This is a genomic window from Tolypothrix sp. VBCCA 56010 (assembly GCF_050875635.1).
Taxonomy (GTDB): Bacteria; Cyanobacteriota; Cyanobacteriia; order Cyanobacteriales; family Nostocaceae; genus Hassallia.
On the sequence record NZ_JBPAOH010000004.1, the window covers coordinates 84,793 to 104,314 of the forward strand.

Annotated in this window: 14 protein-coding genes and 1 tRNA gene; 8 read left to right on the forward strand and 7 right to left on the reverse strand. The window is 39.7% G+C overall.

What is annotated here, in order from left to right; all coding sequences use genetic code 11:
* Nucleotides 1-13: 13 nt before the first annotated feature.
* Nucleotides 14-3,256 carry a DNA topoisomerase (ATP-hydrolyzing) subunit B gene (gene gyrB / locus AABK37_RS02505; protein WP_432550030.1) on the reverse strand — a complete coding sequence of 1,081 codons (3,243 nt, stop codon included), beginning with the start codon at nt 3,254-3,256 and terminating at the stop codon, nt 14-16.
* A gap of 147 nt (nt 3,257-3,403) precedes the next feature.
* Complete coding sequence (locus tag AABK37_RS02510; RefSeq protein ID WP_432550031.1) at nt 3,404-3,541, reverse strand: hypothetical protein; 138 nt, start codon at nt 3,539-3,541, stop codon at nt 3,404-3,406.
* A 105-nt stretch (nt 3,542-3,646) separates the two neighbouring features.
* Here AABK37_RS02510 and miaA point away from each other — a divergent pair, with 105 nt between their 5' ends.
* The gene (gene miaA / locus AABK37_RS02515) at nt 3,647-4,552 is read left to right on the forward strand and encodes a tRNA (adenosine(37)-N6)-dimethylallyltransferase MiaA (RefSeq protein WP_432550032.1); all 906 of its coding nucleotides are present in this window, start codon (nt 3,647-3,649) and stop codon (nt 4,550-4,552) included.
* A 29-nt stretch (nt 4,553-4,581) separates the two neighbouring features.
* Entirely contained in the window at nt 4,582-5,331 is a 750-nt protein-coding gene (locus tag AABK37_RS02520; RefSeq protein ID WP_432550033.1) for a GDSL-type esterase/lipase family protein, read from the forward strand.
* A gap of 144 nt (nt 5,332-5,475) precedes the next feature.
* On the opposite strand, the gene AABK37_RS02525 is transcribed toward AABK37_RS02520, so the two are convergent.
* From AABK37_RS02525 to glcD, 5 genes are all read right to left on the reverse strand, one after another.
* Nucleotides 5,476-5,547, reverse strand: a tRNA-Lys gene (locus tag AABK37_RS02525).
* Nucleotides 5,548-5,642: 95 nt separating this feature from the next.
* A complete protein-coding gene (locus tag AABK37_RS02530) occupies nt 5,643-7,841 on the reverse strand; it encodes a GAF domain-containing protein (protein WP_432550034.1) in 2,199 nt (732 codons plus the stop codon).
* A gap of 319 nt (nt 7,842-8,160) precedes the next feature.
* The gene (locus tag AABK37_RS02535) at nt 8,161-8,736 is read right to left on the reverse strand and encodes a hypothetical protein (RefSeq protein ID WP_432550035.1); all 576 of its coding nucleotides are present in this window, start codon (nt 8,734-8,736) and stop codon (nt 8,161-8,163) included.
* Nucleotides 8,737-8,741: 5 nt separating this feature from the next.
* The gene (locus tag AABK37_RS02540; RefSeq protein WP_432550036.1) at nt 8,742-9,968 is read right to left on the reverse strand and encodes a glycoside hydrolase family 10 protein; all 1,227 of its coding nucleotides are present in this window, start codon (nt 9,966-9,968) and stop codon (nt 8,742-8,744) included.
* Between the two features lie 229 nt (nt 9,969-10,197).
* The gene (gene glcD / locus AABK37_RS02545; RefSeq protein WP_432550037.1) at nt 10,198-11,667 is read right to left on the reverse strand and encodes a glycolate oxidase subunit GlcD; all 1,470 of its coding nucleotides are present in this window, start codon (nt 11,665-11,667) and stop codon (nt 10,198-10,200) included.
* A 281-nt stretch (nt 11,668-11,948) separates the two neighbouring features.
* On the opposite strand from glcD, the gene AABK37_RS02550 reads away from it, so the two are divergent.
* Genes AABK37_RS02550 through AABK37_RS02575 form a run of 6 tightly spaced genes read left to right on the forward strand, consistent with a single transcriptional unit; the run spans nt 11,949 to nt 19,415 of the window.
* Nucleotides 11,949-14,081, forward strand: a complete 2,133-nt coding sequence (locus AABK37_RS02550; protein ID WP_432550038.1) for a type I restriction-modification system subunit M — start codon at nt 11,949-11,951, stop codon at nt 14,079-14,081.
* Nucleotides 14,078-15,391, forward strand: coding sequence for a restriction endonuclease subunit S (locus AABK37_RS02555; protein ID WP_432550039.1), 1,314 nt, complete (start codon nt 14,078-14,080; stop codon nt 15,389-15,391). Before AABK37_RS02550 ends, AABK37_RS02555 begins: the two co-directional genes overlap by 4 nt.
* Before the next feature lie 53 nt (nt 15,392-15,444).
* Entirely contained in the window at nt 15,445-15,714 is a 270-nt protein-coding gene (locus AABK37_RS02560; protein ID WP_432550040.1) for a ribbon-helix-helix domain-containing protein, read from the forward strand.
* Nucleotides 15,704-16,120, forward strand: coding sequence for an element excision factor XisH family protein (locus tag AABK37_RS02565; RefSeq protein WP_432550041.1), 417 nt, complete (start codon nt 15,704-15,706; stop codon nt 16,118-16,120). Before AABK37_RS02560 ends, AABK37_RS02565 begins: the two co-directional genes overlap by 11 nt.
* The gene (locus AABK37_RS02570) at nt 16,108-16,443 is read left to right on the forward strand and encodes a XisI protein (RefSeq protein ID WP_432550042.1); all 336 of its coding nucleotides are present in this window, start codon (nt 16,108-16,110) and stop codon (nt 16,441-16,443) included. The genes AABK37_RS02565 and AABK37_RS02570 overlap by 13 nt, the downstream gene beginning before the upstream one ends.
* 8 nt (nt 16,444-16,451) lie before the next feature.
* Nucleotides 16,452-19,415, forward strand: coding sequence for a type I restriction endonuclease subunit R (locus AABK37_RS02575; RefSeq protein ID WP_432550043.1), 2,964 nt, complete (start codon nt 16,452-16,454; stop codon nt 19,413-19,415).
* The last annotated feature ends 107 nt before the right edge of the window (nt 19,416-19,522 follow it).

Sequence of the window (19,522 nt, forward strand, 5' to 3'; positions counted from 1 at the left end):
CCCTTCTTACTTTTTAGATGTCTAAATCTGTGAGGTCAAGTTTAGAACCGTAGGTTTCAATGAATTCCCGTCTTGGTGCGACGCGATCGCCCATTAAAATAGTGAAAATGCGATCGGCTTCGGCTGCATCCTCAATTTCCACTTGTTTGAAGGTGCGGGTTTCTGGGTTCATTGTTGTTGTCCAGAGTTGTTCTGGCATCATTTCCCCCAAACCTTTGAACCGTTGGATGGTGTAGTTAGCGTTGTCGGGAAACTCAGCTATGCGCTGTTGCAGTTCGCGATCGCTATAACAGTAGTAATAATTGCGTCCTCGCTCTACTTTATATAGTGGCGGACAAGCAATATATATGAAACCCTGTTCGATAAGCGATCGCTGATACCGATAAAAGAAAGTTAACAACAGTGTTCGGATGTGCGCTCCATCTACGTCAGCGTCTGTCATGATGACTATGCGGTGATAACGCAGTTGGGTAGAGTCGAATTCATCACCCTTTACACCCAAACCAAGCGCTGTAATCAACGATTGAACTTCGTTGTTTTTGTAGATTTTGGCATCGTCGGTTTTCTCGATATTCAGGATTTTACCGCGTAGGGGAAGGATGGCTTGAGTTCGGCGATCGCGTCCTTGTTTAGCGCTGTTATGCACAAACACACCACTTGCCAAAGCAAAGTTGTGAGAGTTAGGAACTTCGATATCGTAAACATCCATTCTTTCTTCCAAGCGTTCGATAGAAACAACGCGATGGTTGTAGTTTTTCACAGCTTCACGCGCTCGACTGCGATTGCCTTGAAAATATCGGTCACAAAAAGTCTCCCAACGCAGCATAGATTTGTCGCGTGTTCGCTTTCGATAACACTGATAAGCTTCCAAATCCAAACAGCCAAGTTGCAGTTCTACTTCCTTCAAAGCAGCAATAGTTTTGAAATAGTAGGTTTTCTCTAACGCTTCACGACGTTGCAGGCGAAATTCCCACGTCCATTGTTCCTTAGTTTTTTCTCGACGCCAATCTAATAAATCTTTGTCTTCCCATTGTTTTTTCGCTAATTCTGAAAGCACCTTCCGCGCTTGTGGGTTGTTTTCAAAGTACTCCCGCACTCGTTGAGATTGAGTTAGACGATTTGCTTCATCACTCCAATACTCTTGTTGCGCTCGATTAAGTTGCTCGCTATTTTCTTGCCGATAAGCCTCATTAGTGTCGTAAAATTCCCGCCATTTAGCAAGCATATAAGCCTTGTAAACTTCATCTTCCCATTGCGCTTTCGCCTGTTCTGAGAGAATTTGCCGCGTTTGTTCTTGCTGCATCCGTTCGCTCATAAAAGCGCGAAACTCTTCACTTTGATGAATTTGGCGGCTCTTTTCAATTACATCTGGTCGATGTAATGTGTTTTCCAAGTTTTGCCGATGCAGTTCTAAGTGCGCTTCCGGCGACATTTGCTTGATATTTGTCGGATTGTTGTTCAGTTTTTTGAAATCAACATGATGACGATGACATCTACCTAAAGACTGATAAACACCATGCTCAAGGTTATAGAAATCTGCTAATAAATGCGTGTAAATCCATGTATCTTTCAACGGATTCCAAACCATTTCGTAGCCATTCAGCCCAGTTCCTCGTTCATTTTTCTGGGAAATTTTGCGATGTATGGGCATCAGCGAGTCTTGGGGAGTCAGTAATTCTGCTGCTTTATAAGTACCATCTCGCAACATAAAGGGATGATCTGGCGTGCAGATAATTGTTTCGCCGTTGTCCAAGGTCAGTTTCACAACTTCCGTATTTTCCTTAGTCTTTCTGGCATTAATAATCCGTTCTACACCTATGTTGCCACTCTCCCTAATGGTGTAACAGAAGTTCTCTTTACCTTGTTCTTGCTCGTCTATAATCTCTTTTAGCGTAAGTACACGTCCATCAGTAAGTAAAATATTTGTGTATAAAAACAAACAGCCCCCTGCAGAATCGCCTTCGACGATGAAAATCTCCGATTCACCGGGATCTCTGGAGCTACAATCTGCCAATTTACCGGGTAATGGCGACGATTCCAGCACTGATTTACGGCGGACTAATTCCCGTGCATGACGCGCTGCTTCTGCGGCTTTGAAAGCTTGGATGGCTTTGTCTAAAACGGCATCGGCAACACCAGGGCGAAATTCTAAGTACTCGGTGAGAACTTCACCGACTAAAGAATCAACAATTCCCCGGACTTCGGTGTTACCGAGTTTGGTTTTAGTTTGTCCTTCAAATTCCGGTTCGGGGACTTTGACGGAAATTACCGCTGTTAAACCTTCACGGACGTGTTCACCGCTGAGGTTTGGTTCATTGTCTTTAATCTTATTGCGCTTGCGGGCGATCGCATTCAAGGTGCGTGTCAGAACCGTCTTCAAACCTTCAAGGTGCGTACCACCATCTACCGTGCGAATATTATTCGCAAATCCTAACAAGTTATCCGTGTAGGCATCTGTACACCATTGCAAAGCCACTTCGACTTGCACGTTGTTACGTTCCCCCTGCACAAAGATAATTTCTTCATGCAGTGGCTGCTTATCGCGGTTAATATAGGCGATATACTCTTTGATACCACCTTTGTACTCATAAGTTTCTACTTTAGGTGTATCGCTTTTAAGTAATTCTAAACGGTTGTCGGTAAAGGTAATTTTCACACCTGCATTCAGATATGCCAATTCCCGCAGACGACCTGCTAAAGTAATGTAATCAAACTCAATACCCGTAGTGAAGATTTGCTCATCTGGCTTGAAGGTGATAGAAGTTCCAGTTCTTGATTCTTTGAACGGCTTCACTTTCATTTCAGTAACGGGAATACCGCGTTCAAAGCGTTGGACATGGACTTTTTTATCTCGCCAAACTGTAACTTCAACCATCTCAGATAGAGCGTTGACAACAGAAATACCAACTCCGTGCAATCCCCCAGAAACTTTGTAACCACCGCCGCCAAATTTACCTCCAGCGTGGAGTACCGTCATTACCGTTTCTAGTGCTGATTTTCCCGTCTTGGAGATAGTATCGGTGGGAATACCGCGACCGTCATCTGTTACCGTCACAGAACCATCGGCATTGATTTCCACCTCCACATGGGTACAGAACCCAGCCAAAGCCTCATCAACGGAATTGTCCACCACCTCGTAAACTAGATGATGAAGTCCCTTTGGACCAGTGGAACCGATGTACATCCCCGGTCGTTTGCGGACGGGTTCCAGACCTTCCAGAACTTGAATCTGATCGGCACTGTAACTGCTCGTCATGAAATTTCTCCTGATTCGTGGGGGTGAACTCGTTAAAATACAAATAAAGTCAAATCACTCCAAAATTGTAACACAAAAGGGTTGGAGGCGACTGTAGGGCGATTAGATGATAAATTTATATAGGGGATGTAGCTAGCTTAGTTTACTTTATGGATTGGCTTTGAGTGCGATTAACATATTATCGGTGTGATGAGCGATCGCGCAGCAACTCTCAAGAGTGAGTATCGCTTGTGCCAAAATTACATTAGCCGAAAAAGAAGCGAAAAGGCTCCAAAATTCTAGCATAAAAGCCTTGCTAGAGAAGATGAGGGGGAGAGTTCTTGGGATGGGGGAGACAAAAGGGACAACTAACAACTAATAACTAACAACTAACCACTAACACTCTTACCAATGACCAAATTAATTGTAATTTGTGGAGCGACCGCAACGGGTAAATCGGGGTTAGCGTTATCTTTAGCGAGAAAGTTAGATTCTGTAATTCTGAGTGCAGATTCCCGTCAAGTGTACCGCGAGTTTGATATTGGCACGGCTAAACCAACAACGGCTGAACAAAAGTTGGTGTCACACTATTTAATAGATATTTGCGCTCCCACAGACATCATGACCGTAGCAGATTACCAACAGCAAGCACAAGCCTTAATTGCTTCTGTTGATCTTCGTCCACTATTGCTAGTTGGTGGTACCGGTTTATATATACGTTCTATTGTACAAGGAATGAAAATTCCCAGAGTTGCACCGCACAAAGAATTGCGATCGCATCTCGAATCTTTCGGTCAAATGCAACTCTACATCATGCTGCAACAAGTCGATCCAGTTGCAGCACAAAAAATTCACCCTAACGATCCAGTGCGAACCTTAAGAGCATTAGAGGTATTTTATGTCACTGGTCGCCCTATTTCCGAACAGCAAGGAGAGAATCCACCAAATTATCCAATTTTGCAAATTGGTTTAAATTGCGATTCTCACTACTTAACCCAGCGTATTGCAAAGCGCACAGAGCAAATGATCGCAAATGGTTTAGTAGCCGAAGTAGAATATCTTTGTCAGAAATATGGTGCTGACTTATCTTTGTTAAATACATTAGGATATCAAGAAATAAAAAAATATTTAGCAGGTGAGATATCTTTAGATAAAGCTCAAGAATTAACAATTTTGCACACGCGACAATTTGCCAAACGCCAACGCACATGGTTTCAGGCATCCCCAAAAATTGAGTGGTTTGATGCAGATAATCCTAATTTATTAGAACAAGTATGGCAGCGAGTGCAGCTGTTTTTAACGAATTCTCAACAATAAACTCAATCGGCAATAATTAATTTAAAAATATGATTAATCAAACTAAAACTTTATTATTATTTTCCTGTATTCTCAATCTTTTATTTTTTATAGCTTTCGCTTTATTTATTGCAAAAAAAGGTGGTTTTTCATATTTATTTAATAAAGTTTTGCATATTTTTCCAGAAAATAAGAGTAAACATTTTGACTATCCGCCTTACTATTGGCAGAAAAAAAGCCAATTTGAAAAACTACCTAAATCTGAATCGGATATCATTATGTTGGGTGATAGTATCACCGATGAAGGTGAATGGACAGAGTTATTAGGATTGAATGTAAAAAATAGGGGTATTTCTGGTGATACCACAGAGAGAATATTACATCGTTTAAATACCATATTAAAATCCAAACCAAAACAAATATTCTTAATGATAGGTATTAACGATTTAATCAATGATGGTAAATCGGTAACAGCAACTTTAGAACAATATAAAAATATTTTACGTGAATTAAAAGAAAAAACACCAAACACAAAAGTATTTGTGCAAAGTGTCTTACCTGTCAACAATAAAGTTTATCTATATTGGCAAGATAATAATAACGTCTTAAAAATTAATTCCGGCTTGAAAAAGTTAGTGAAAGAATTTAATTATGAATATATAGATATATTTTCTCTTTTATTAGACTCAGAAAACCAATTAGATGCTCAATATACAGTAGATGGGCTACATTTAAATGGTCAGGCATATTTAGTTTGGAAGGCAGCTATTGAAAAATATATGGTTGCGCCTGAACCATAAAGAGCTTGTAAACTGCCTTTGTAACGTCTCTAAAGGCTATTTGGATCTACGCCCATAGCCCGCAGCTATTCTGCTAGTAATTGAGCGCGTTCATCACCAGGAACGCAAAACATTTCCATCCTTGTAGCACCGTAGATGATTCAGTGGGTGACCTGGGACTCGAACCCAGAACCAGCAGATTAAGAGTCTGATGCTCTACCATTGAGCTAGTCACCCGCATAGTCTCCTATTATAGCATACTTCTCAAGCATATGCCATCATTTGCGCGGAACATCAAAATTAATTTGGCGCAGTACTAGGAACGAGTTAGGCTAAAATTGGATGGTGAAGGTGGTTTTATTGTCAGCACTCTCTACATCAATTGTGGCTTTTAAATGTTTGACCATTTTCTTCACTAATGCTAATCCTAATCCAGTTCCACCGTATTTCCAAGGGTCATTTTTGGGAATGCGGTAAAACGGATCGAAGATGCGTGAAAGTTCATCTGAAGATATCTCAACGCCGGTGTTGCTAACGCTAAGACATACTGTGTCTGCTTTCAAGTAAGCTGAAACTGCGATCGCTTCACCACCAGGTGTATATTTGCAAGCATTATTTAACAATTCAGTGATAATACGCTCCAAATCTGTGATATCTATTTGTAAGGATGGCAGTTCTTTCGCAATACTTAAACTTAATTGTTGCTGCTGGCAGTAAATGCGTTCTCGAAAAGGCTCGACAATAGAAGGAAGCCAGGTTTGTAAGTCAATGGCTATTAAAGTCATTGGCTCAATGTCAGCTTCCAGGTATGTTAATGTAAGTAGATCGTTAATTAATTTGCTTTCTCGTTCACATTCGTTTTGAAGTATCCCGAACAGTTGCGGAACTAATTCTATTTCTAATACTCCTTCTTGCTGGAGAACACTTTCTAATGTTTGAGCTGCAAGACTGATGCTGGTTATGGGGGTTCGCAATTCATGAGAAAGGGCTCGCAAAAAGTCCTTTTTCAGATGTTTGAGTTTTTCTAGTTCTTTAACTTGTGCTTGTGCAGCTTTGTAAAGTCGCGCTTGACAAATGGCGATCGCGCATTCGTTGGCTATTTGCTGTACTAGTTGAATTTCAAATTCTGCAAAAGCTTCTTGAGTTTGTCTTGTCAGCCAGAGATTTCCTAAAATCCTTTGCGCGTCGAATATTGGACAAGCTAATGTCATTACAGCTTGAGGATTTACACCCACAACTTGGACAAATTGTAAAGGCTCTTTTTGCAACAATTTCTGATAAATTTCTGGAAAGTCTGCAATCTGTCTGCTTGATTCCTGACAGGGAAATTTACTAGTAGTATATTCATAGGCAATTACCACATTACAACAATTGTTATAAAATTCAATTTGACAAGAATCAGCTTTCAGGACTTTTGCTAATTCCTGAGTTACTGTTTGCAAAAGCTGTGTTTCATCTAAACTGTCGCGGATTTTTTCGGTAATTCGGCGCACAACTGCTTCATAGTTGAAAATTAACTGCATCTGCGAGTTAAACTGTGCTTTGAGATTTTCTATTTGTTGCTGAAGTTCTGTTTGCTGTACGGCAATTCCTAATTGGGTAGCTATTTGTTTGAGCAAATCAATTTCTGTCTGTTGCCATTGACGTGGCGATCGGCAATGGTGGACAATCAGTAAGCCCCACAAATCCTGCTTTAATAAAATCGGCACGACGACGTTGGCTTTTACTTGGAAAGAGGCAAGTAAGTCAATTTGACAAGGATGCAAACCAGCCGCGTAAATATCTTCTAAAACTTGAATTCCACCACGTTTGTAACGTTCTATATATTTTTCACGAAAACAGGCATCTTTGATGTTTGTTCCTAGAAGAGAAGTACCAGCAACAACAGTTGATTCGGCAATTATAATCCCACTCCAATCGACTTGGAAGCGATAAACGATGACGCGATCGCTCTCTAAAAACGAGCGAATTCTCTTTACTGTTTGATTGATAATTATCTGTAATTCTACACCAGAGTGAATTTGTTCGGCGATCGCATCTTTAAGTTCCTCGCGCTGCGCGTCAATTCCCCCTGCTTCTGCTTGTTTGATAGCGGTAATATTCTTACTAGTGCCAATTAATCGATAAATCCGGGAATTACTATTTCGCAATGGTGTTAGCGTTGTTTTCCACCAACTAGGAATTCCCTGGAATTGCAAGCATTGTTCGTAGCAAATAGTTTTGCTGCATCGCACGCACTCACTATAATGCTGACGCACGTTTGCCGCATCGACTGGGGAGAGAATTTCTTCTGGTGTTTTCCCTCTCAAATCTTCTAAACGAATACCAGTCCATCTTTCGTGAGTTGGATTTAACCCGACATAGCGAAAATCCCCATTTTCTAAAACATCTACTACAAAGATTGATGCTTCAACAGAATTATACATGCTTAGTAGAAGCTGCTCGCTAGTACTTTCCTCATGAAGTGCCATCGCACCCGATGGTGATGCTTGTATCAACTCTGCGGTTGATTCCAATGGATTAATATTCATGCGATCTTTGTCTAGTTTTGCTTTCTTCAACTCACAGCGTGTTATATATATAATATTTCGAGAAATTCTTCACTTCCCGGCAAACAATATATTCGAGCGCGTTGACGAGAGCGATGTTTATATCTTTCTCGACTTTTCGTGCCAAGCTTTGAAGCCTAATTGGTATCAGTTGAAAAAATCCTGCTTTTTAAAGGCGAAAATGCATTTGCAGGTTCAGCTAAATTTAGGAAATGTTATTTTTAATACTTTTTTCCCATCTTTGCATACACTTAATTATCAATCAATAATATTTTTATAATTCTTTACAATTTATTGAGCTTCAGACTTCCCTAAAAATTTTGTCAGCATTGATACCTGTAATAATAGCAACCAAAAGCCAACTAATAGCTAAACCGACGATTTCGCCTAAAAATACCCGTGAGAGACGGTACAAAAGCATACCAAAGATAGAACCTACAGGTATAGCGATCGCCCAACTGAAAGAACTAATAAATATCCATCGCCAAGCCGAGGGAACAGACGGAGAAATCGCCAACCATTGAAAGAATCCGATAACAAAACCGCCAATTGCTGCATAAACTGAGCCATAAACGACTCTAAAGGCTAAAAATTGACTCGTAGAGACGATCCAACCCATAGCACCAACACTGATAGCCGTGATGACAATCCAACCGAAAACAGTTGATAACACCCACATCTTTGAGAAGATGCGTTGTCTGAGAATCAAGCTTTGAGGAAGTGCGATCGCGCTTGAACCGATAGCAGCTTGTAAAATTCCCACATCAGCCTTTTCGCCAATTTCAACAAAAAGCAAACTGAGCAGAAAGCCGCTAAAAGTAGTTACAGTCCACAGCAAAGTGAACCCTAGTTCAGATTTTACAGGTTTTGGTATCATTATTTTTAAGGCAGCAATGATTTCTTAGCTGTGGCGTTGAAAATCTCACTAAAACCCTGACGCCGTTGTTTGGGGGATTCCGGTGCGATGTAACCCCATAAACTTTCCCAGTAGAAAAAAGAGATACCATCAAAATGGCGATCGCGTACCATTCTCACTTGTTCTTTAATTTGGGCAATTTCCACAGAATCGCGTAAAGTACCTGTTGATATCCCGATGACTACAGGTATTTGACTCAGCGCAAATTGTACCGCTGGTGCGCTGATTTCCGCCATAAAACTGTCTGGATCGTCTCGATATACCTGCAAAATCAACTCATCCACCAAACCTTTTTTTACCCAGCTTTCCCAATCTTGCAAGTAATATTTATAAGCAAAAGCTTGAGAATTCGGCGATAAAGATATTTTCGCATTCGGTTTAACTGCTTTGACAGCTTGATAAATTTCCGCCATAAAATCTGTAATTTTATCCGCTCGCCAACGCATCCATTCTGGGTTAAAACAATCTGTAGGGGGACTTTTACCTTGATGTTCTTGTTGATAAACATTAACAGTGAAAGCATCATAACCGAACTGTACAGGCATCGCAAAGTGGTCGTCAAGCTGAATGCCATCGACATTGTAATTACTAACGATTTCCAGAATTAACGCTTTAATAAAGTCTTGAACTTGCGGATGGAGAGGATTCAGCCAAGCCACCTTATTTACACCGTTGTTGATTTCTTCTGGAGGAGTTTCTTTAATAGATTTAATGCCCGATTGCCCAATCGTCAACCAGTGCGGATAACTTTTTGCCAATTGTGAATTATGGGGTATCATCAACCCATATTCAAACCAGGGAATGACACTCAAATTTTTAGCTTGAGAAAGCTTGACTAAGCTTGTTAAAACATCTCGTCCCCCGTGCATGAATTTCAGCAAAGGTTGAGAATCTGAACCTGTAATTTGTTGAGCAACAATACTTTTATAAAAAGTATATCCTCGATTCCAAACTACAGGATAAATCGTATTAAAATTGAGCCTGGAGAGTTGATTTAAAGCGCGATTGATACCCCAAGGAACAAATAGCACACCACTTGCCACATTAGTCAGCCAAACCCCACGAATTTCTGCTATTTCCGCTGAATTTATACTTTGAGTATTAACAACTACAGGTAGCGAAAATACTGTTAAATTAAGTATTAATCCTAAATATAATAAGTAAAATAGGCAACGACGAGCAAAGCGGTTCATTTGTGGCTTTGACTAACTGTTCTCGGCTATTGTAAACTACAAACTAAAATCTTCTCAATCCGGATTTTTTCCAAATAAAAAAATCCCAAATTTGTCTGTGTTTGAAAATACATTTAAAGTTGATTTGGCGAAGAAATATAATATAAATCAATTGTAAAAATTGATAGCTTTAGATCCCCGACTTCTTAAAGAAGTCGGGGATCTTGTTTAAAAATGCATCTTGCGAAATTTAAAAGCGTTCTACACCTTCAAACTGCTGCTTACTTGCAGAAGCAGCTTCACCACAAGTACGCGGGGTAGGAAAAATCTTTCCAGGATTTGCTAAACCTTGAGGATTAAAAACTTGTCGAACCCATTGCATAGTTTCTAAATCGATTTCGCTAAACATATCTGGCATATAACATTTTTTATCTGCACCAATGCCATGTTCACCAGAAATACTCCCACCTACTCTCACACAAAGTTTAAGAATTTCTCCGCCGACTTCTTCCACCTTTTCTAATGCTCCATCGACGGAATTATCAAATAAAATCAGCGGGTGAAGATTGCCATCTCCGGCGTGAAATACATTCGCAATTTGATAACCATATTTTTGAGTTAACGCCTCAATTTCTTGCAAAACGTAAGGTAATTGCGTGCGGGGAATTACGCCATCTTGAACATAATAGTCAGGACTTAAATTTCCCGCAGCGGCAAAAGCGGCTTTGCGTCCTTTCCACAATTTTAATCGCGTTTCTAAGTCACTAGCAGATGTAATGTTACGCGCACCATTCTTGAGACAAATTTCCGCTACCCGCTGTTTATTTGCTGTAACTTCAACTTCTAAACCGTCGATTTCTACTAACAAAATTGCCGTAGCATCGCGAGGATAACAATTAGTAGCAACTACATCTTCCACAGCATTGATGCTGATATTATCCATCATTTCCATCCCACCGGGAATAATGCCGGCGCTGATGATGTCAGAAACACTTTCCGCTGCGGCTTCAACGGTGGTAAAATCTGCTAGAAGGACGCAAATTGATTCTGCGCTTTTGAGAATTCGCAAAGTAATTTCTGTAGCAATTCCTAAAGTGCCCTCGGAACCAACAAATATACCTGTTAAATCATAACCAGGCATTTCTGGAATTTGTCCGCCAATATCGACAATTGAACCATCAGGGGTGACAATTTTCAACCCTAAAACGTGGTTAGTGGTGACACCGTACTTCAAGCAATGCACACCCCCAGAATTTTCTGCGACATTGCCACCAATTGAGCAGATAATTTGACTGGAAGGATCGGGAGCATAGTAAAATCCAGCACCACATACAGTTTGTGTAACCCAATTGTTAATTACCCCAGGCTGAACGATTACGCGCTGATTATCTAAATCTACGCTGAGTATTTGCCGCATTAAAGAAGTGACAATTAAAACACAATCTTCAATTGGCAAAGCACCACCAGATAAACCGGTGCCAGAGCCACGGGCGATAAAGGGGATAGAATAGCGATCGCATATCTTCACGACTTGGGCAACTTGTTCTGTAGTTCTTGGCAAAACTACCACCGCTGGACGTTGACGATAGCTAGTCAAACCATCACACTCATATGTAATCAGTTCTTCTCGACGCTGTACTACCCCATTTTTGCCAAGTACAGCCTCAAATTGCTTAATAATCGGTTTCCAGTTGCGTTGTTGTTTTTCTTCGATAATCATGGGTGGTTCAAAATAAAAGTGTTATTTGCTGTTAATTAGATCGTATCCGCAATTACTTCACTACGCGATCGCAATGTACCCTTCACAAAACGCTAAGGGCAAATGCAATGACACTAGAACAAAGTAAACCCGTGATTTTGGTGTGGTTGGATGCGATTTATCAGCAATTGCGGCTAAAATTGTGAACTAGTTAAATTGTTCCGATAAAGCGGATAATTAAGACCGCGATCGCAAAAATTAGATCGATCGCTTCTTTTTGTTGAACAATCCAAAATCGATAGATGAATCACACGACACACAACGCTATTGTTAACTTTATCTGGAATATTGCAGACGATGTATTAAGAGATGTCTATGTTCGGGGAAAATACCGAGATGTAATTCTGCCGATGACGGTGCTTAGGCGTTTGGATTGTTTACTAGAACCGACTAAGGACAAGGTTTTGGAGCTTTACAAGCGATTGGAAGAAAGTAAATTTGGCGAACAGGCGATCGCGCAACAGCTTCCCCGGATCTCGGGTTATGTTTTTTACAATACATCGCAATTTACCTTTAAAAGTTTGCTCAATTTTCCCAGTCAAATTAAGGAAAATTTTCAAGCTTATTTAAATGGCTTTAGCCACAATGTCCAAGAAATTATTGCTAAGTTTAAACTGCGGAATCAAATTGAGACGCTAGCAGAAAGTAATCGACTTTATGCGCTAATTGATAAGTTTATTTCCAATCAAATTAACCTTAGTTCGGAACCTATTAAAAATGATAAAGGTGAGATTATCCATGCGGAATTAAGTAACCTGGGGATGGGTTTTGTATTTGAAGAGTTAATCCGCAAATTTAACGAAGAAAATAACGAAGAAGCGGGAGAACACTTTACCCCCCGTGATATCATTCAACTGATGGTGAATTTGATATTTTTACCAATTGAAAATCAAATTCAAAGTGGTACTTATTTGGTTTATGATGACGCTTGCGGTTCTGGGGGAATGTTGACAGAATCAGAAGCGTTTATTCAGGGTTTGGCAGAAAAAGTAGGCAAAAGAATCAAGATTGAATTATACGGGCAGGAAGTCAACCCGGAAACATACGCTATTTGTCAATCGGATATGTTGATTAAGGGTCGTGACCCGGATAAGATTCACTTTGGTTCGACTATTTCTAAGGATAATTTTTCCGATATCCAGTTTGATTTTATGCTTGCCAATCCTCCCTATGGTAAGTCGTGGACTGTAGACCAGGATGCTATATTTGATGGCAAAAAGAAGGAAGTCAAAGACTCACGCTTTGCTGTAAATCATCCTCTAGCAACAGGAGAAAAGCTGAATCTGTTACCCAGAACTAGTGACGGACAGTTGTTATTTTTGGTAAATATGCTCTCGAAAATCAAGCAACAAAGTGTTTTAGGGAGTCGGATTGCAATTGTTCATAATGGTTCGGCTTTGTTTACTGGAGATGCAGGAAGCGGGGAAAGTAATATTCGTCGTTGGATTATTGAAAATGATTGGTTAGAATGCATCATTGGTTTGCCTTTGAATATGTTTTATAACACGGGTATTGCTACTTATATTTGGGTGTTGTCTAATCGGAAACCGGAGGAACGTAGAGGAAAGGTACAGTTAATTGATGCGACGGAATGGTATGGCAAGTTAAGAAAGAATTTGGGTAAGAAAAATTGCGAGTTAACTGAAGCGGATATTCAGAAGATTACCCGAACATTTTTAGAGTTTGCAGAAACGGAAGAATCAAATATTTTTGATAATGAGGATTTTGGTTATCATAAAATCACTGTGGAACGTCCTTTACGGTTAAGTTTCCAGGTGACACCGGAACGAGTTGAGCAGTTTATCGAAACAGCACCTGTTACCAATGCATCTAATAAAAAAGGTGCGGAAGGACAACAGGAAATACCGCTAAATATTGCCTCTGATACAAAGCATGGGGTAATTTTGGGGATATTAAAGGATTTATTTGGTGGGGAAGCACATCAAGATTTTAATCGGGTAAAGCAGGAGTTTGAAAAGGCTTTGAAGGTGGAGAATATTAAGTTAAGTGCTAAGGATTTAAAGTTTATTTATGACACTTTCACCGAGAAGGATGAAACAGCGGAACCTGTGATTAAGAAGAAGACGAAAGAAGGGGTGATTTATGAGCCTGATTCTGAGTTGCGGGATACAGAAAATGTACCGTTAAAAGAAGATATTGACGAGTATTTTCAAAGGGAAGTTTTACCCCATGTAGCGGATGCTTGGATAGATTATGAAAAGACGGTGCGGGGTTATGAGATTTCGTTTACGAAGTATTTTTATAAGTTTAAGCCGTTGCGGAGTTTGGAGGAAATAGCCGCTGATATTTTTGCTTTGGAAGCGGAAACGGAAGGGGTTTTACGTCAGATTGTTGGTGGGGAGGTAGGAGGATGAAGCGTTATCCAGTTTATAAAAAAGAGGATAGATTACCTGGTGTAAAGGAAATACCAGAACATTGGAGAGTTATACGAAATTCCTTTCTTTTCAAGGAAGTTAGTGAAACTTGTTACAGTCATTTAGAGCTTTTATCAATCTTGAGTGATAAGGGAGTAGTTAAGCAATCGGAAACAGGTCGCAAAGAAAGAGCGCCAGAAGATAGAAGCAGTTATAAAAGGATTTTAAAGGGTGATATTGGGTACAACTTAATGAATGCTTTCATGGGAAGCATTGGAGTTTCTAATTACGAAGGAATTATCAGCCCTGCTTATGCAGTGTGCAGACCCAAACTAAAAATAGATGCTAACTATTTTCACTACTTATTTAGAACAAATCTATATTTAACTGAGTTTGATAGAAATGCCTATGGAATTATGTATGAGAGAAATAGGTTATATTTTGATAACTTTAAAAGAATATATGTCCCTCTCCCCCCCCTCTCCGAACAAAACACGATCGCCTGCTTCATAGACCGCAAACTAGTACAAATAGACCAGTTTATCAGGAATAAGCAACGGTTTATCGAATTACTCAAAGAGCAGAAAAGTGCGATTATCAACCGCGCTGTCACCAAGGGACTCAACCCCGATGCACCGATGAAACCTTCTGGTATTGAGTGGTTGGGGGATATTCCAGCACATTGGGAGATTTCTAAAATTAGTTATGTTTGTACTTCAATTCGAGATGGAACACACAATCCACCCCCAGCAGCGCTAGGTAATCATAGATTGTTGAGCGTTCGTAATATTATTAATGGTCAATTTGTATTTCGAGATGATGACAGAACAATGATAGCTGAAGACTTTTTTAGTCTTCAGAAATCTTACACAGTTAGAATTAATGATATTGTGTTAGCTATTGTAGGCGCAACCACGGGAAAATCAGCAATAGTTGGCAATCTAGAAAATGTAACTGTTCAAAGAAGCCTTGCCATACTTAGACCAAACCAACTAAAGATTAAAAGTGATTTTTTAAATTTTTGTATTCAATCTTCTTGTATACAAACACAAATAAAAATCATCATGGATAAGTATGCTGCACAGCCGGGAATCTACTTGACTGATGTTGCTGCTTTGAAATTAGCTGTTCCTAATTTAGAAGAACAGCAAAGTCTCTGTGAATACTTAAAAACAAAAAATAGTGAAATCAACCAAGCAATTACCAAAGCTGAAAAAGAAATCGAACTAATCCAAGAATACCGCACCACCCTAATATCCGATGCAGTCACCGGCAAAATAGACGTGAGAGAATTGACCCATAACAGTTAACTCATACCAAAGATAAAATAAAGAAAATACCAACTCATCCTTATAACTAAACCATGACACAAGTCAACATTTCCTTACCCCCAGCAGTAGAAGAATACCTACACCAACAAATTACCCAAAAAGGCTATAAAAATTTAGAAGACTACATATATCACCTAATTCTAGAAGACCAAAAACACAACACCCAAGAAAAGCTAGAAACCATGTTAATAGATGGCTTAGACAGTGGCACACCCATCCCCATTACAGAAGACTGGTGGGAACAAAAAAGAGCCGAATTACTCAAAAATTTATTAAATCACAACTGTACCTATGCCAGCTAGAGATATTTACCATAATGCAGTCAGAAAAGCCCTAGAAAAAGAAGATTGGCAGATTATCAAAGACCCCTTTATTATCAGATGGGGTACAAGAGATTTATATATAGATTTAGGTGCAGAAAAACTCATTGCAGCAGAAAAAAGCGGACAAAAAATAGCAGTAGAAATAAAAAGTTTTATTGGTGCATCTCCAGTCACAGACCTAGAAAACGCCTTGGGACAATATATCTTATACTACGACATTCTCAGCCGCCTAGAACCCGACCGTCGCTTATATCTTGCCATTCGTCAAGAAACATACTCAGAATTATTTCAAGAACCAATTGGTAAACTATTATTAGAAAATCAGCGTTTTTGTTTACTCGTCTTCGATTCAGAACGGGAGGTAATTGTAGAATGGATACCTTAGATAATTATCGCCAAATCATCCAAAAAATCTTAACCGAATATGCCCAACTTACCTACGCTTACGGAGAAGTAGAAAGAAAATTAATTATCGATCAAACTGCAAACCATTACATACTACTAACAGTCGGCTGGGAAAATAAACAAAGGGTACATGGTTGCATAATCCACATTGACATTATCAACGATAAAATCTGGATTCAAAGAGACGGTACAGAAACCGGCATCGCTAACGAATTTGTTAACGGGGGAATTCCTAAAAATCAAATCGTTTTAGCCTTTCAACCTGCCGATGTGAGAAAGTATACTGAATTTGCAGTTAATTAAAAATTCTCATGTCCCCTACCGACACCTCCGAAAAAGGCTTAGAAACCCTCATCGAAACCAGCTTGCTGACATCAGGCTACATCAAAGGTGAATCCAGCAACTATAACCGCACCTACTGCATAGATAAAACCCAACTATTACAATTCCTCCGCACAACCCAACCCACCCAAATCAGCAAACTCGAAACTAACTACAATACACGCTTCGAGGAAAAACTATTTCAACGCATCTCAGACCAAATCAAAACTAAAGGTATTATTGAAATTCTCCGCAACGGTATCAAAGCCGGAGAAGTCAGCCTAACTTTATATTATAAACAACCAGCCTCGCAACTCAACCCCCAAGCCATCCAAAACTATAACCAAAATATCTTCTCCTTCACCCGTCAACTACATTTTAGTAACGATAAAAAACGGCAATCTCTAGATATAGTAATTTTCATCAACGGTTTACCCCTCATCACCTTTGAACTGAAAAACAACCTGACTCAACAAAACGTCCAAAACGCCATGCGACAGTATCAAACTGATCGCGACCCCAAAGAAACCTTATTTAACTTTAGCCGTTGTTTAGTCCATTTCGCCGTAGATGATGAATTAGTTTACATGACCACGGAATTGAAAAAAGAACAAACAATATTTCTCCCCTTCAACAAAGGTAAAAAATCTCAAGATAACTTACTTTCTCCTGATAGTGCAGGCAACCCCGTCAACCACAACGGAATCAAAACCGATTACCTTTGGAAAGAAATTCTCACTAAACCCAGCCTCAGTAACATCATTGAAAATTACGCCCAACTTGTCGAAGAAAAAACAGACGTCAAGCAGAAAAAACGCAAACTGATTTTCCCCCGTTACCACCAACTCGACCTAGTGCGAAAACTCCTAGCTGATGCCAAAAATAACGGTGTTGGTAAACGCTACCTCGTCCAACATTCCGCAGGTTCAGGTAAAAGTAACTCCATTAGCTGGCTGAGTCACCAACTCGTAGAACTCACAGATACCAGCGACACAAAACCCGTATTTGACTCCATCATCGTTGTCACCGATAGGAAAATACTCGATAAACAAATCCGCGATAACATCAAACAATTTGCCCAAGTAAAAGGGGTTGTGGAAGCTATCACCGAAGGTAGCCAACAATTAAAAAAGGCGCTAGAATCAGGCAAAAAGATTATTATTACAAACGTCTATAAATTCCCCTATATCGTTAACGAAATTCAGTCATTAGGCGATAAACGTTTTGCAATTGTCATTGACGAGGCACACTCCAGCCAAGGTGGTAATACTGCCGCGAAAATGAGTGCTAGCTTGAGTAAAGAAGCAGGGGAAGAAGAGGAAACCATAGAAGATAAAATCCTGCGAATTATTGCCGAACAAAAACTATCTAAAAACGCCAGTTACTTTGCCTTCACTGCCACACCAAAAAATAAAACTTTAGAAACCTTTGGCATTTATAACTCCACTGACGGTAAATTCTACCCCTTTCATAATTATTCCATGAAACAGGCGATAGAAGAAGAATTTATCCTCGATGTGTTAGAAAACTACACCACCTATAACAGTTATTATAAACTTGAGAAAAATATTGAAAATGACCCCCAATTTGACACCAAACGCGCCAAGAAAAAGCTTAAGCAATATGTAGAAGGACACCCCCACGCCATCCGCCAAAAGGCAGAAATTATGATTGACCACTTTCTAGAAGATGTGATTAATCAACGCAAAATTAACGGACAAGCTAAAGCAATGGTCGTCACAAACGGTATTATCAGCGCCATCCGCTACAAACTTGCTTTTGATGCCTACCTGCGAGAAATTAACTCACCTTATAAAGCAATTGTCGCCTTTTCTGGTAGTAAACAAGTTGACGGTAAAATAGAGGATGAATCCTCAATGAATCACTTTCCGGGGAATGACATTCCCGAAGAGTTTAAAAAGAGTGAATATCGCTTTTTAATCGTCGCAGACAAATATCAAACCGGATTTGATCAGCCACTTTTACACACCATGTATGTAGATAAAATCTTAGGCGACATCAAAGCCGTGCAAACTTTATCTCGTCTCAACCGCGCTTACAAACCTGATAAAAAAGACACCTTTATCTTAGATTTTGTCAACTCAGCCGATGCAATTAAAGCTTCCTTTGACCCATTTTATCAAACAACAATTCTCAGCGAAGAAACCGATATTAACCGCCTCAACGACTTACAAGATACCCTAGACCGCTTCCAGGTTTACTCAGAAGACCAAGTAAATGAATTAATGACCCTTTTTATCAACGGTGCAGAACGCGACCAATTAGACCCAATTCTCGACGAATGCAAGCAAGTTTTTATTGACGAATTAGACGCAGAACAACAAATAGACTTTAAGAAAAAAGCTAAATCTTTTGTACGTAACTATCAATTTCTCGTACAAATTCGGGCTTTCCGCAACCCCTATTGGGAAAGCCTGAAAACCTTTCTAAAATTTTTAATTACCAAACTTCCTAACCTCAGTGATGCTGATTTATCCAAAGGCATTTTAGAAAGCATTGACATCGATAGCTACCGAGTCGAAAGAGAAACCACCCTCGCAATTCAACTAGAGGGAGGTGAAGAACTAGCACCCACACCCCCAGATATAGCTGGTAGCAAATATGAACCCAAGTTAGATTCACTCAGTAATATTGTTCGAGATTTTAACGATCGCTTTGGCAATATTGAATGGACAGAAAAAGATAAAGTCCGGCGTTTATTATTTGAAGAATTACCCGCCGAAATCAGCCAAGATGAAGAATATCAGAACGCCAAACAAAACTCAGACCGACAAAACGCTAAAATCACCTTTGAGAAAAAGCTAGTTGATAAGTTCCAAGAGATCATCTTCGACCAGGAAGAGGCATACCGTAAATTTACAGAGGACTCCGAGTTTAAAACATGGCTGTCTAATACATTATTTAATCTGGATTACGACCAAGACGCAGCATAGAATAGCATTAATAAAACCCCTGCAAACGCGATCGCGCTTTTGCAGGGGTTAAGTTTTAACTACGTCAGATGCGATGTTCCTCGTCTCTTGTAGAGACGCGAGGAACA

What these genes read in the sequence shown, in the direction of transcription:
- gyrB (WP_432550030.1), bottom strand. Translation starts at nt 3,256, where the DNA reads ATGACGAGCAGTTACAGTGCCGATCAGATTCAAGTTCTGGAAGGTCTG.
- AABK37_RS02510 (WP_432550031.1), bottom strand. Translation starts at nt 3,541, where the DNA reads ATGCTAGAATTTTGGAGCCTTTTCGCTTCTTTTTCGGCTAATGTAATT.
- miaA (WP_432550032.1), top strand. Translation starts at nt 3,647, where the DNA reads ATGACCAAATTAATTGTAATTTGTGGAGCGACCGCAACGGGTAAATCG.
- AABK37_RS02520 (WP_432550033.1), top strand. Translation starts at nt 4,582, where the DNA reads ATGATTAATCAAACTAAAACTTTATTATTATTTTCCTGTATTCTCAAT.
- AABK37_RS02530 (WP_432550034.1), bottom strand. Translation starts at nt 7,841, where the DNA reads ATGAATATTAATCCATTGGAATCAACCGCAGAGTTGATACAAGCATCA.
- AABK37_RS02535 (WP_432550035.1), bottom strand. Translation starts at nt 8,736, where the DNA reads ATGATACCAAAACCTGTAAAATCTGAACTAGGGTTCACTTTGCTGTGG.
- AABK37_RS02540 (WP_432550036.1), bottom strand. Translation starts at nt 9,968, where the DNA reads ATGAACCGCTTTGCTCGTCGTTGCCTATTTTACTTATTATATTTAGGA.
- glcD (WP_432550037.1), bottom strand. Translation starts at nt 11,667, where the DNA reads ATGATTATCGAAGAAAAACAACAACGCAACTGGAAACCGATTATTAAG.
- AABK37_RS02550 (WP_432550038.1), top strand. Translation starts at nt 11,949, where the DNA reads ATGAATCACACGACACACAACGCTATTGTTAACTTTATCTGGAATATT.
- AABK37_RS02555 (WP_432550039.1), top strand. Translation starts at nt 14,078, where the DNA reads ATGAAGCGTTATCCAGTTTATAAAAAAGAGGATAGATTACCTGGTGTA.
- AABK37_RS02560 (WP_432550040.1), top strand. Translation starts at nt 15,445, where the DNA reads ATGACACAAGTCAACATTTCCTTACCCCCAGCAGTAGAAGAATACCTA.
- AABK37_RS02565 (WP_432550041.1), top strand. Translation starts at nt 15,704, where the DNA reads ATGCCAGCTAGAGATATTTACCATAATGCAGTCAGAAAAGCCCTAGAA.
- AABK37_RS02570 (WP_432550042.1), top strand. Translation starts at nt 16,108, where the DNA reads ATGGATACCTTAGATAATTATCGCCAAATCATCCAAAAAATCTTAACC.
- AABK37_RS02575 (WP_432550043.1), top strand. Translation starts at nt 16,452, where the DNA reads ATGTCCCCTACCGACACCTCCGAAAAAGGCTTAGAAACCCTCATCGAA.